Below are 13,188 nucleotides of genomic sequence, written 5' to 3' on the forward strand. Positions count from 1 at the left end.
GGCCGGCAAGACCTAACGGAACATCAAATAAATAAGCGTCTTAATTGCGGCTACTCAAGATACTCAAAGGCATACGGGAGACTCTCCATTATATCGCCGGCAATCATGGCGCGCTGAGTAAAAGTTTCCGCTACAAAATCACCAGCCAATCCATGAACATAGACTCCGCAGACTGCTGCGGCATCCGGCGTCATCCCTTGCGCAAGAAACGAGCCGATTATTCCTGAGAGGACATCGCCCGTCCCCCCGGTTGCCATGCCGTTATTTCCAGTCGGATTGAGATAAACCTCGCCTGCCGGAGTTGCGACCAAAGTCGGACTTCCCTTTAACACCAATACAATCTTATTCTCTGTGGCAACTTTTCGAACAAGCGCTATTCGCTGGTGAATGTCATCCGGCGTTTTTAATCCCGTCAGCCGCTCAAATTCTCCACCGTGCGGAGTCAGGATCGGCGGGATAGAACAATCTCTCAACATTGCCAGTTGACCAGCAAGAGCGTTGAGTCCATCGGCGTCGATAAGACATGGTTTGTCCATTTTTGCCACAAGCCGCCGTACCAGTTCAAACGTCTCATGGTGCCTTCCAAGCCCGGGGCCGATTACAACCGCGTCATGCTTTTTTATCAGGGCGCGAATCTCTCCAAGGGCGCGAAGCGCCAAGGCTCCTTTTTTGCCGACATCGGGCAAGGGATGGGTCATCACTTCGGTCAGTTTTATCGCCAGTATCGGCTGAACAGATGCCGGTGTGCCCACGACAACTGTGCCGCAGCCCGATCTCAACGCGCTTAAACCGGCGAGCGCCGCCGCGCCGGTGAGTCCGGTCGATCCGGCAATCACACAAAGTTTTCCAAATTCCCCTTTGTGGCCATCGAATTTCCGCTCCGGAAGTAGATCTGCGACCGCATCATCGGTGAGAAGCAGACAATCTTTTGCGACACTCTCGACAATCTCATCAGGAATCCCGATAGGAATGACTTCGATTTCTCCGGCCAGCTCCCGCCCCGGTGTGAGGAAAAGTCCATACTTTGGCAGACCGAGCGCATACGTATAATCGGCTTCTACCACCGCCCCAACTGCTTCGCCACTGTCGGGATTTACACCGGAGGGGATATCGACAGAGACGACAATGCAATCATGCAGGTTTATATGCTCGATCATTTCGGCGGCAAGTCCTTCAGGCGCCCCTTCGGAGCCGCTTCCCAAAATTGCATCGACAACAAGGTCACATTCATCCGGGTGCGGCAGATCGTCAACGGATGAAATCTCAACCGTGTGAATACCGTCAGCAATTGCATGGTCGAGATTCAGGCGCGTCTCCTGAGATATTTTCTCGGTGGGTCCGATATAAAAGACTGTCACACTCGCACCTTCCTCAGCCAAATGACGGGCAAGAACAAAGCCATCGCCGCCATTATTACCGCGCCCGCAATAAATGTGAATCACGCTTCCTTCGGAGGCGGGAAGCAGGGCCGAGATGATTAATTCAGCAATACCCGATCCGGCGTTCTCCATCAGACGCGCGCTGGAGAGTTCGGTCTGCTCGGAGGTGAGACGGTCTATCCGCCGCATTTGGGCGGCTGTGACCAGTTTCATATTTTTCTGATTTTCAGTTTAGGCCGAGGCTTTGGATTTGCTCTTTTTCGGCTGTCTTTTATTTTTAGTGACAGGAACATCAAGAGCAAACTTAATCGCTGGGAGGACATCAGAAAAGAACTTTATTTTGATCTTCTTCTTAATTTCTGCAGGCAATTCTACTGTGTCTTTGCGATTTTCGGCTGGCAGAATGATGGTCGTCACACCGGCGCGAAGCGCGGCCAGGAGCTTTTCCTTAAGTCCGCCAATGGGAAGCAGTTCACCGCGAAGTGTAACCTCACCGGTCATGGCAAGAGCTGGTTTGACCGGACGCTGAGTGAAGAGGGATACCAATGCCACAGCCATTGTGATTCCCGCCGATGGCCCGTCTTTGGGTGTCGCGCCTGAGGGGACATGAATATGGATTTCCTGATTTTCAAATTTTTGTGATGCAATCCCTAAATCCGCAGCATTGGAGCGAATGAATGAGAGCGCGGCCTGAGCCGATTCTTTCATCACATTTCCCAACTGACCCGTGAGCATCATCCCGTTTTTCCCGGGCATTAATGTCGCCTCGACAAAAAGCAGTTCCCCGCCGGCGGCCGTATAGGCAAGACCGGGGACGACACCGGGACGCCCATAGCGGGTAAGAACTTCGTGCGAGAATCGTCTTGGGCCAAGAAGCCGCGCGACAGCCGGGGCGTTGATCAAAGTTTTCTTTGTAGTTCCCGATGCCACTTTGCGGGCTACTTTGCGAACGACCGAGGCGATTTCCCGCTCGAGATTACGCACACCGGCTTCGCGGGTGTAATCTTCAATTAAAGTCCGGAGGCCGTCGTCGTTCACCTCAAGATTCTTCTCGGACAGACCGTGATTCTCCAACTGTTTGGGAAGCAAATGCCGCTTGGCAATGGCCAATTTTTCTATTTCGGTATAACCCGGGATCTGAATCAACTCCATCCGGTCACGGAGAACATGGGATATCGGCTCGGCCCAGTTAGCGGTTGTGATGAACATTACTTTCGATAGGTCGAAGGGGACATCCAGATAATGGTCAGTGAAAGAGTCGTTCTGTTCCGGATCGAGCACTTCAAGAAGCGCAGATGCCGGATCGCCGCGGAAGTCGGAACCGAGTTTGTCTATTTCGTCAAGCATGATAATCGGATTGTTCGAGCCGCACCGTTTTAAGCTTTGGATGATTCGTCCCGGCAGGGAACCGATATAGGTTCGACGATGTCCGCGAATTTCAGCCTCGTCCCTCATGCCACCCAAAGAAATACGCGCAAACTCGCGTCCCATCGCGCGGGCGATGGATTTCCCCAGCGATGTCTTTCCAACTCCAGGAGGGCCCACAAAGCAGAGGATAGGCCCTTTGATATTTGCCTTCAACTTACGGACGGCAAGGTATTCCAGTATCCGTTCTTTTACTTTTTCCAAATCAAAATGATCTTCGTCGAGTATTCGCTTGGCTTTTTTTAAATCCAGAATATCAGTCGTGCTGATACTCCACGGGAGCGAGACCAGCCAGTCCAAATAAGTACGGGAGACAGTGTATTCAGCCGACGACGGAGCCATGTGAGAGAGGCGGTCGAATTCCTTCATGGCCGTCTTGGCGACGGCTTCGGGCATTTTCGCATCGGCAATTTTTTGTTCAAGGTCTTCGAGGTCGCGCGGGCCATCTGTCTCGCCAAGTTCACGCCGAATGGCTTTGATCTGTTCGCGCAAAATATAATCGCGCTGTGATTTTCCAAGTTCGCTTGCGGCCTGGGCCTGAATTTTTTGCGACAGCTCAAGCACTTCGATCTCTTTATTTATCGCCTGATACAGCTTTTGCATTCGTTTGACGACATCGAGTTCCTCGAGCAACTGTTGTTTAAAGGCGAGCGGTATATTCAGGCTCGATGCCACAAAATCGGTCAGCTTGGAAGGGGTGTCTTGATTGATGGCCGAGACATGGAACTCCTCGTTTAGATACGGCGCAAGTTCCACAAGTGTCTTTATACGGTCGATGAAATTTCTCTGTAACGCCGTTTGACGAAGCGAGTCGTCTTCGTTTTCATCCAACTCAAAAACTTCAGCCGTTAAATGGGGCGAGTCGGGCAGAAAGCGGCGAACTTTGATGCGAGTTAATCCCTGGACAAGAAAACGGACGGTGCCATCGGGAAACCGGAGCATTTTGAGGATATTGCCGGCAGTGCCGACATGATAGAGCCCATCGGGACCGGGATTTTCCTCTTTGGGGTCTTTTTGGACAAAGAGACCTATTCGTGATCCTTGCATGAGGGCGTCATCGACAAGACGAGTCTGCTCCACCTGTTGGATCATGAGCGGAACCACCAGATAGGGATAAACGATTATTCCTTTAAGGGGAAGAATCGGCAATACCTGGGTCTCAGTCTCTGATTTGACTATATTTCTTTCCAGCACTTTGGTCATCTCTATGTTAAAAACCTCTATTTAACTTATCGGCCTTGATGAGCAAAAAATGAACATCTAAAGATAAAAACGTGTGGACAAAGTAGAAGTTCCCCTTGGCCTTAGACGTTGAAGCGGAACATCACGACATCGCCGTCATCGACGATATACTCTTTCCCCTCAAGGCGCATCTTGCCTGCGGCTTTGATTGCGGCAGGAGTTTTCAGGGAAACATAATCGGCATACTTAATTATCTCGGCGCGAATAAAACCACGCTCAATATCGCTGTGGATAACTCCGGCGGATTTTTGCGCGTTTGTGCCTCGTTTGATTGTCCAGGCCCGCACTTCGGGCTCGCCCGCGGTAAGGAATGAAATAAGTCCGAGCAGGGAATATGATTTCTGGATAACCTGTGAAACGGCAGGTTCGGAAATTTTCAACTCCTGCATGAACATCTCACGCTCGTCGTCGCCGAGGGCGACAAGTTCCATCTCTACTTTTCCGCACACAACCGCAAGTTCACGGCGTCCCGGTGAAACAATACTTTTGTGTTTTTCGTATATCGCGCTCGAGTTCGCCAACTGGTCTTCGGAAATATTTAGCACAATCAGGAGCGGTTTCAGAGAGAGAAACATATACCCGCGAATGAGCTTTAGTTCTTCATCGGTCAAGTCCAAATCTATGAGCGGTTTTTCCTGTTCAAGAAATGCCAGAAGTTTCTGGAGCAGTTCGATTTCGCGTGTTTCGGTTTTGTCGCCGGTCATGCGGCTTTTCTTCGATTTCTTCACGACCGCACTTTCAATCATCGCCTGATCGAGCAGAATCAATTCATCGATAAGGTTTTTTATTTCGACCGTCGGATTGGCGTCGGGGGCGAAAGCGTTCACCACCATTATATAGGTATCCATATGGCGAAAATCGGAGCTTATCTCAAGTCCGGCACCCTCTTTTCCTTTGCCGGAAAGGCCAGGAGCATCGAGAAATTCAATTTCGGCGGGTGTGATTTTCTTGGGGTTGACCAGCTCGGCAAGGGTCTGCAGCCGAGAATCGGGTACTTTGATGACGGCACGGTGCACAGCCTGCGAAAAATCACCGACTGCTTCCTGCATACCTGCGGCGGCATTGAAGACGGTTGTTTTGCCCGATTGTGGTTTGCCTAAAATCCCAAGTTTCATAGCCGGTAATGGTACGGCTATCGGCTCTCTGAGGCAAGAGTTAGTTGGGGGAGAACATCTATTTGGGCAAGAGCATCTATGTTGTGGTGTCGGGCGACCCCGACGGGGCAGTTATCCTGCCCGACACGTCAAGACAGTCAGTCCGCCGCGGCGGAATCGCTACAAGATAAGAGAATATGAGATTGCCACACCAGCCACAGAGTACGCCATAGGGTGCAGGCCAGAGACGGCCTGCACGAGAAGCCAAACAAGAGCTATTGATTGATCACACCGCCAGCCCTCGCAGTACGCGCAGATTTTCAATATCCTCGGCAAGCGTGTCTTCGTCTTTGGGAGTCTCGATAATTTTGGGAATGGCGGCAAGCCTTTTATCTGTTACGATATTACGGAATGCCTCCAGACCGATGAAGCCTTTTCCGATATGCTCATGCCGGTCTTTTTTGGCTCCGAATTCTTTTTTGCTGTCGTTCATGTGAATTATTTTAAGTCGTTTCAATCCGATGACAGAATCGAAAGTGGCCATTGTTTTTTTGTAATCCTTCGGATCGCTAATAGGATATCCGGCGGAAAAAACATGACAGGTGTCCATGCACACCCCAAGCTGGGCATGTTTATGCGCATGGTCGATGATATAGGCGATCTGCTCAAAGGTATAGCCGAGGTTTGAGCCCTGGCCGGCGGTCGTCTCAAGCAGGAGACAGACATTGTTGTTGGTAAGTTCATCGAAAAGGCGAATGAGATTAGCGACTATTGCATTGAGACCAGTCTCTTCGCCTGAACCGACATGCGAGCCGGGATGCATGACAAGACAGGGGATTTTCAATAGTTCACAGCGCTCCATCTCCTCTTTGAGGGCAAGGTAGGATTTTTTATTCAGTTCCGGATTGGGCGAAGCGATATTGATCAGATAGCTTGTGTGCGAGGTGGCAACTGTGACTTTTGTATCCAGGATGAGTTTGAAATACTGGTCCAACTCTTTTGTTTCGAGTTTTTTGGCGCGCCATTGGCTGTTTGATTTGTTGAATATCTGGATTGTTCCGCAGGTTGCCTTTTGGCCCCGGGTGATGGCGTTGAAAACTCCGCCGGCAATTGATTCATGGGCTCCGAATAACATAGAGTATGACTCCGCTGTTCAGTTTGTTTACTGTAGAAATAATAATGACTGGAGGTTATAAAATCAAATTGTTCTTCTCTTGTAGCGATGACGTAACCGGGATAAGCCGGTGCACGAGGCTTCCAGTCGCCTAACTGCACGGCTAAGCGCAGCCCGCGGCGCCCTATATCTTCCGCGCTATCAGCCAGGCGTTGGAGGCTTTTTCAAAACCCACATGCCCATAATATCCCGCTGCGGTTGGGGCCTCAAGAAGCAGGAATGTCACCCTGCCGCCGCCGGAAGCCTCGTGGGTGAGACGCATTAACTCCTGTCCGATCTTTTGTCCCTGGTAGGCTTTGTCGACAGCCAGATCAGAGAGATAACAACAGAAGCTGAAATCAGTCACAGCGCGAGCGATACCGACAAGTTTATCTCCGTCGCGGGCGCAGAGCATGAGCGAAGCAAACTGAACCATTTCAGCAATACGCTCGGGTTCATCGACCGGGCGTCGAGCGGCAAGTCCTGAGCGGTTGAGGAGATCGATGAATTCTTTGGCGGTCAAATCCGGTTCGGTAGTGTAGGCAATGGGCATTTATTACTTCACATCCATTTTAAGGGCCAGCAGTTTTATTTCAGTCATCGATTCAATAGCATAGCGGATTCCTTCGCGGCCTGTGCCGGAATCTTTCATCCCCCCGTACGGCATCTGGTCGGCGCGGTAAGTGGGGATGTCATTTACTATAACACCGCCGCAATCGATATATTTGAAAGAATACATAATATCATTCATGCGGTTTGTGAAAACGCCCGCCTGTAAACCAAACGGAGAATCATTTATTGCCGCGACGGCATCAGTAAACTTTTCATACTTTTCGACAATTACAATTGGCGCGAAGGCTTCTGTGCGGTTTACATCAAGCTTACGATCCACGTCGGTCAAAATTGTCGGTTCAATCATCTGTCCTGTTACAGTTCCACCAGTAAGAACTTTTGCTCCCTTTGAGACGGCATTAGAAATAAACATTGAGGCCTTCTCCACAGCATCGGGCGTTATCATACAGCCAAGATCTGTCATAGAATCAATGGGATTTCCAATTTTGAGCGCTTTGGTTTTTTTGGTAAACAGCGCGATAGTCTGTTCATAGACGTTGGCATGAATGAAGATTCGTTGGACGGAAATACATGACTGCCCGGCGACACCAAATGCTCCGGTGACCAGCCGAGTTGTCGCCCACTCAAGATCGGCATCATCGGCGACAATCACACCGGCGTTCCCCCCGAGTTCCAATACTACTTTCTTACGCGGCGCTTGTTCTTTGATCCACCAGCCGACTTGGCCCGAGCCGGTGAAACTAATAAGTTTCACCCGTTCGTCTTTGATAAGCGGGCTCGTCTCGGATGGCTGTCCCGGCAGAATGGAAATCGCGCCTTTCGGATAATCCGTTTTGTCTATCGCTTCGGCCAACAGCATCGCCGAGAGCGGAGTTGCTGAGGCCGGTTTGAGGACTATCGTATTACCCGATGCCATAGCCGGGCCGATTTTATGCGCCACCAGATTCAGTGGAAAATTGAAGGGTGTGATTCCGGCAATGACGCCGAGTGGAAACCGCCTGACCAAGCCAATGCGATTTTCACTTCCCGGATTCCAATCAAGGTTGATTATTTCGCCGCCGATTCGTTTCGATTCTTCAGCAGAGATTCTAAAAACGCCGATAGCTCGGTTTACTTCAAGTTTCGCTTCTTTGAGAGATTTGCCTGATTCAAGCGACAAGACTTTTGCAAACTCTTCATGACTATTTTTAATCTGCTCCGCAATCGAGAGACAGCACTTTTCGCGCACGTAGGACGGCAGTTCGCGGGTTTGGGCAAACGCGGTATGGGCGGCTTCAATTGCAAGAGTATAATCGTCAGACGATGCCGATGAAACAACCCCGACCACTGACTTATCGTAGGGGGATTTTACTGTTATCTGTAGGGCTTTCTCAGCCCATTTCCCTGCGAGGTACAAAGCGAATTTTAGACTCATTGAACAAGTTTTGCATTCAACAGTGGTAAAGTCAAGCTGGCAGTTTGTAGGCTTTTCAGATATGGGGGAAAACCAATAGATTGTGGCACTTCGGAGCGAAAAAATATGGGATTTTACCTATTGATTCGCTGCTGGACACACCAGATTCGTATTTTTCTATCCCATTGATGCATTAGTTCTTATGTCAGTTAAAGAGCAGTTTTCGTGTGCGCGTTATGTCTACGGCACACTTGTTACATACTACAAGCTGAAATATAAGGAACAATACCATGAAAATAGGCAGAATTATGAAGAAATTAAGAAACACAAGGATCAATCAAAGAGGCCAGCGCGGTATTTCGATTCTTGAGGTTATGATCGCCATGGTCATTCTGGGCGTGTCCCTTCTTCTCCTTTTAAATATGGCGATGGTCGCCCTCGATGGCAACGATTGGTCAAATCGAACTACTATTGCCACGCAACTTATGCAGGAGAAGCTCGAAGAACTCCGGGCTACAGGCGAAACTTTGAATAGCTCGGACACCGCTCAAGGTATCTCGCGAAGCTGGACAGTCACTGATATGGGAAGCCATTTGATTAAAATCGATGTCGCTGTCACATGGGAGGACGTGCGCTCAAAGACCAAAACGAGCAGTATGAGCGCATTTGTCCGAACTGAATAAATAATGAAAGACTCTAACAGAGATAGAAAGCAAAGGACTCAAAAGGCTATGAGAACTCTACTACGAAAGCAAACGGGAGCGAGGGGATTCTCCATCATGGAGGTTCTCATCTCGCTCGTCTTGATGGGTATGGTGACAACGGCTGTGCTGAAGACCTATTTGACTCAGCATGAGCACTATTTAATCCAGGATGACATCTCACAAATTCAGCAGTCCGCCCGGGCTTCGATTGATGAACTGACGCGACAGATCCGCATGGCCGGCTACGGTCTCCCCGACGGTTTGGAAGCTATAGACGCATACAATACAAATCCTGATACGATAACTGTAAACTACCAGACTTCGGACTGCGATACCTATCTGGCGGCAGCCATGCCTATGCCATCGGCGGAGTTGAAGTGCGCGACAGACATATCCTGCTTTAGTGATAATCAGTGGGTATATATTTTTGAACCCGATTCGGGAGGCGGCGAATGGTTTGTCATTACTCACGTTCAGACTGCATCTAGAATGTTGCAGCATAATACAATGAGGCTGTCAAGGTCATATGGCAAAGACGCCGTCATTCTCTTAATGTATCAGGTCAAGTTCTATATAGACAACACGACTGACCCGAACAAACCCTGTATGATGATAAAGCTTTTCGGGCAGAACCCTCAGGTATACGCCGAGAACATTTCTGATCTGCAGTTGACGTATCGTCTTGAAGACGGGACAATTGTCGATGTGCCGACGGTCTCAGAAGACATTCGCGAGGTGAAAATTTCTCTGACTGGTCGTTCGGCCAATCCTGATCCCGACAAGACAAGCGATCCCTATCGCTTGAGAACGTACACGTCATCAGTTAATGTGAGAAATATATCTTAGTAAAGGAGATAGAATATTATGTTGTGTAAGCCGCTGAAAAATGAGACGGGCGTTGCGACGCTCATTGCGTTGATAATGATCGGTATGCTGACCCTTATTGGACTGGCCGCCATGTCGACATCTGACAACGATGTTACCATTGCTGGTAACCAGCTCAAGGAGATGCGTGCCTTTTACGCCGCTGAAGCAGGACTTGAGTACGCTTCGGCGCAAATACAGAATGTTTATGACAGCACCGGCAAAGCGCCTACGCTTATGCCGTCGGGAAGCGAAACCATAAATGGCTGCTCCATCGTGTATGAGACCAAGGATAACGGCCCGGCAGTAACTAAAGCTCTGTCCATAGGGCCGTATGCTGGTCTTAATTCCACCGTTAAATCCTTCAGTGTTCAATCTGAGGCAACGGGCCCACTAGGTGAAGGAATTGTCTCGATGACGATGACCTTCGAAAACCAACTCATACCGATTTTTCAATACGCCGTTTTTTATGACGGCGATCTCGAAATGGCGCCCGGGCCGGATATGACTCTAGTTGGTCGAATTCACACAAACGGTAACCTCTACATTCAGTCGAGCAATAACCTAAATATAGACAGCTATGTAACTGCCGCAGGTAAATTTCTCCGCGGACGCAAAGGCCCCGGCACAGTAGGAGCAGGCAAAGTCTACGTTAAGAACGCCAGCGGAATATATAAATCTCAGCAAGACAACAAAGGGAATTGGCTTGATGCGACCGTCTCCACCTGGAAATCAGATGCCCTCAGCCGCTGGGGCGGCAAGGTTCAAGACGGCTCACATGGTCAAGCCAAAATGAATCTTCCTGTGGCTGATGAGACCGGCAATCCTCATAAAATAATCGAGCGGGCGAACGGCACAGCGAACCCGGATTCGTACGAAAACAAAGCGACACTTAAGATCGTCGACAACATCGCCTTCAAACAAGTCGCCGGCTCCTGGGTCGATGTCACCGCCTTGATGGTTGCGACAGGCGTCATTACCTATAGCGCCGACAAGTTCACCGATGGACGTGAAGGTAAAAAAGTTGATGTCACAGATATCGATATTCAGAAACTCTACGCCAATGGATTTGCCCCGTCCAATGGAGTCATCTATTTCTCTGATGCTTCGGCAAGCGCATCAGAGTATCCTGCGCTTCGACTGAAAAACGGCGCCGAGCTTGGCGGCGGATTGACTATCGCAAGCGAGAATCCGGTCTACACGGTTGGAAATTTCAACACAGTTAACAAGAAACCGGCCTCGCTCATGGGGGATGCCCTTACCTTTCTCTCTAATTCTTGGGATGATTCCAAGAGCGCCCTTGCAAAGACCGACCGCATCGCCAGCAGTAGCACCGTCAATGCCTCATATTTTACCGGCGGACAGACCACGACCTCCACCGAGTACGGCGGCGGCTTTGAAAATCTGCCCCGGTTCCTTGAAGACTGGACAGGCAAAACATTTACCTGGAAAGGCTCTGCTGTCAATCTCTGGGAAGCTCAACAGGCTGTTGGAAAGTGGAGCAATGCATTTTTCTCTGAGCCTATACGCAACTGGTCGTACGATACCGGCCTGGATGACGCTGCCAACCATCCTCCCGAAGCGCCAGTTGTGAAAATCTTTCGCTGTACCGGATGGCAGCGGGAGCATGTCGGATCAGACTCCCATATGTATCTATAACAGGAAGGTGATATAGTGCGTACGAAAATAGTAAGGCGTGAATCAGGCTTTGCGACTCTGATCGCGCTTATCATGGTCGGTCTGCTTACACTAATCGGGTTGGCGACAATGTCGACTTCGGATACAGAGGTCTCAATCGCTGGCAACCAAATTGCATGAGATGCATGCCTTTTATGCGGCAGAAGCGGGGCTTGAGCAGGCCGCGGCATCGCTTCAGTGTACCTACGACAGCACCGGCGCTCCGCCGCTGGTCATGCCTATAGGAACAAATGCCGTAAATAACTGCGCGGTGGTATACTCGACCACAGATGACGGATTTCCTACAGTCAAGGATCTGACAGTCGGCTCTATGGCCGGGCTGCATGCGCTGATGAAATCTTTCAGTTTGAACTCGACAGCGACCAGCTTGCAGGATCATGGCAAGGTTGAAATGTCTCAAACGTTCGAAACTGCGCTTATACCGATTTTCCAGTTTGCGGTATTTTATGGCAATGATTTGGAGATCGCCCCCGGTCCGGATATGACGCTCTTTGGACGGGTGCACATAAACGGCAATCTGTATTTGCAGTCAAATAATAATCTTCGCATGGACAGCTATGTCACAGCGTTGGGTAATATCATCCATGGCCGCAAAGGAGCCGGAGCGGCGGGTGCAAGCGACGTGCTGGCTAAGAATGCCACTGGAACCTATGTCTCAATGAAAGACGGATCTGATCTTGCCCTACCATTCCATTGCAGTCCGCCGCGGCGGATGCCTGACTGTCTTTTTGTGTCGGGCAGAGACGCCCGACACCACTTACTTATTCTTCGTCCAGTCTGCCCCGCACCAAGGATGAAGACGAATATGAGATGATGAAGAGGGCAACCACGGGGGGTTGCCCCTACGGAATATCGACGCAATATCGAATGTGCGGCATTAGTGTCACAGTTCTATATTTGTAGGGGCAGGTCCCTGTGCCTGCCCTTATTTACGTGACTGGTGTACATCCCGCCACGCCTGCCCGCTGTGGTGGGGCGGACCTGAAAGCCCCGTGCACCAGCCCTTGTACCACCGTCCCCATTTCCCTCGTTGCTTTCACCCCCCAATACTCCTTTATTAACCCTCGGAACTTGCGACTATAAAAGTCGTTACACCCTGTGAAAGAGATTTTTGTTATGCTCAATACCGAAACCGTCATGCACATCCTCTCCGGAATCGATGACCCGGAACTCAAAAAGCCCCTCACAGAACTTGGAATGATCAAATTTGTCGATATTGAAGGCGGCGATGTCACTGTCGGCGTCACCCTTACCGTTCCAGGCTGTCCCCTCAAAGAGAAAATCACAAACGATGTCACAAATGCCGTCATGCTCATTCCCGGCGTCGAGCGGGTCGCCGTCAAATTCGATGTCATGAACGACCAACAGCGGACCGAGCTTCGGACAAAACTCGGTATGGGAGTCAAACCGACGACCGGAAACCAACCCGCTACGGGTCGGGCGCCAGCTTCTGTCATCAATTTCGCCGATAGATTTATCGCCGTCTCGTCCGGCAAAGGGGGTGTCGGCAAATCGACTGTGACTGTAAACCTGGCCTGCGCCCTCGCGCGGTTAGGCAAAAAAGTCGGTCTGCTCGATGCCGATGTCTACGGTTTTTCCATTCCGCGAATGCTCGGAGTCCAAGGCCAGCCTATAGTTATCGATGATATGATTGTCCCGCTCA

Annotated in this window: 12 protein-coding genes; 6 read left to right on the forward strand and 6 right to left on the reverse strand. The window is 50.2% G+C overall.

Translation table 11 applies throughout. The annotated features are described in order from the left end of the window. Positions 1 to 50: 50 nt before the first annotated feature. From SGI97_01635 to SGI97_01660, 6 genes are all read right to left on the reverse strand, one after another. Positions 51 to 1,592, reverse strand: a complete 1,542-nt coding sequence (locus SGI97_01635; GenBank protein MDZ4722603.1) for an NAD(P)H-hydrate dehydratase — start codon at positions 1,590 to 1,592, stop codon at positions 51 to 53. An 18-nt stretch (positions 1,593 to 1,610) separates the two neighbouring features. After that, on the reverse strand, positions 1,611 to 4,007 hold the full coding sequence (lon, locus tag SGI97_01640; GenBank protein ID MDZ4722604.1) for an endopeptidase La: 2,397 nt from the start codon (positions 4,005 to 4,007) through the stop codon (positions 1,611 to 1,613). A 101-nt stretch (positions 4,008 to 4,108) separates the two neighbouring features. Further along, positions 4,109 to 5,161: a redox-regulated ATPase YchF gene (gene ychF / locus SGI97_01645; protein ID MDZ4722605.1), complete on the reverse strand. Its 1,053-nt coding sequence runs from the start codon at positions 5,159 to 5,161 to the stop codon at positions 4,109 to 4,111. Between the two features lie 265 nt (positions 5,162 to 5,426). Then, on the reverse strand, positions 5,427 to 6,275 hold the full coding sequence (locus SGI97_01650; protein ID MDZ4722606.1) for a deoxyribonuclease IV: 849 nt from the start codon (positions 6,273 to 6,275) through the stop codon (positions 5,427 to 5,429). Positions 6,276 to 6,438: 163 nt separating this feature from the next. Further along, the gene (locus SGI97_01655) at positions 6,439 to 6,846 is read right to left on the reverse strand and encodes a GNAT family N-acetyltransferase (GenBank protein MDZ4722607.1); all 408 of its coding nucleotides are present in this window, start codon (positions 6,844 to 6,846) and stop codon (positions 6,439 to 6,441) included. A 3-nt stretch (positions 6,847 to 6,849) separates the two neighbouring features. Next, positions 6,850 to 8,280, reverse strand: coding sequence for an aldehyde dehydrogenase family protein (locus SGI97_01660; GenBank protein ID MDZ4722608.1), 1,431 nt, complete (start codon positions 8,278 to 8,280; stop codon positions 6,850 to 6,852). A gap of 287 nt (positions 8,281 to 8,567) precedes the next feature. Between SGI97_01660 and SGI97_01665 the strand changes: the two genes are divergently transcribed. The 6 genes from SGI97_01665 to SGI97_01690 form a co-directional block, all read left to right on the forward strand. Further along, positions 8,568 to 8,942 (forward strand): prepilin-type N-terminal cleavage/methylation domain-containing protein, encoded by a 375-nt coding sequence (locus SGI97_01665; protein ID MDZ4722609.1) that lies wholly within the window; start codon positions 8,568 to 8,570, stop codon positions 8,940 to 8,942. Between the two features lie 48 nt (positions 8,943 to 8,990). Then, positions 8,991 to 9,809 carry a hypothetical protein gene (locus tag SGI97_01670; protein MDZ4722610.1) on the forward strand — a complete coding sequence of 273 codons (819 nt, stop codon included), beginning with the start codon at positions 8,991 to 8,993 and terminating at the stop codon, positions 9,807 to 9,809. Positions 9,810 to 9,827: 18 nt separating this feature from the next. After that, the gene (locus SGI97_01675) at positions 9,828 to 11,486 is read left to right on the forward strand and encodes a hypothetical protein (GenBank protein ID MDZ4722611.1); all 1,659 of its coding nucleotides are present in this window, start codon (positions 9,828 to 9,830) and stop codon (positions 11,484 to 11,486) included. A gap of 15 nt (positions 11,487 to 11,501) precedes the next feature. Then, positions 11,502 to 11,645 (forward strand): hypothetical protein, encoded by a 144-nt coding sequence (locus SGI97_01680; GenBank protein MDZ4722612.1) that lies wholly within the window; start codon positions 11,502 to 11,504, stop codon positions 11,643 to 11,645. Continuing rightward, positions 11,638 to 12,339, forward strand: a complete 702-nt coding sequence (locus SGI97_01685; GenBank protein ID MDZ4722613.1) for a hypothetical protein — start codon at positions 11,638 to 11,640, stop codon at positions 12,337 to 12,339. The genes SGI97_01680 and SGI97_01685 overlap by 8 nt, the downstream gene beginning before the upstream one ends. A 284-nt stretch (positions 12,340 to 12,623) precedes the next feature. Beyond that, positions 12,624 to 13,188 (forward strand): P-loop NTPase (locus SGI97_01690; GenBank protein MDZ4722614.1); only part of this gene is annotated, 565 nt, incomplete at its 3' end.

The sequence above is a fragment of the Candidatus Zixiibacteriota bacterium genome (assembly GCA_034439475.1).
Lineage (GTDB): Bacteria > Zixibacteria > MSB-5A5 > GN15 > FEB-12 > JAWXAN01.

What these genes read in the sequence shown, in the direction of transcription:
- SGI97_01635 (MDZ4722603.1), bottom strand. Translation starts at nt 1,592, where the DNA reads ATGAAACTGGTCACAGCCGCCCAAATGCGGCGGATAGACCGTCTCACC.
- lon (MDZ4722604.1), bottom strand. Translation starts at nt 4,007, where the DNA reads ATGACCAAAGTGCTGGAAAGAAATATAGTCAAATCAGAGACTGAGACC.
- ychF (MDZ4722605.1), bottom strand. Translation starts at nt 5,161, where the DNA reads ATGAAACTTGGGATTTTAGGCAAACCACAATCGGGCAAAACAACCGTC.
- SGI97_01650 (MDZ4722606.1), bottom strand. Translation starts at nt 6,275, where the DNA reads ATGTTATTCGGAGCCCATGAATCAATTGCCGGCGGAGTTTTCAACGCC.
- SGI97_01655 (MDZ4722607.1), bottom strand. Translation starts at nt 6,846, where the DNA reads ATGCCCATTGCCTACACTACCGAACCGGATTTGACCGCCAAAGAATTC.
- SGI97_01660 (MDZ4722608.1), bottom strand. Translation starts at nt 8,280, where the DNA reads ATGAGTCTAAAATTCGCTTTGTACCTCGCAGGGAAATGGGCTGAGAAA.
- SGI97_01665 (MDZ4722609.1), top strand. Translation starts at nt 8,568, where the DNA reads ATGAAGAAATTAAGAAACACAAGGATCAATCAAAGAGGCCAGCGCGGT.
- SGI97_01670 (MDZ4722610.1), top strand. Translation starts at nt 8,991, where the DNA reads ATGAGAACTCTACTACGAAAGCAAACGGGAGCGAGGGGATTCTCCATC.
- SGI97_01675 (MDZ4722611.1), top strand. Translation starts at nt 9,828, where the DNA reads ATGTTGTGTAAGCCGCTGAAAAATGAGACGGGCGTTGCGACGCTCATT.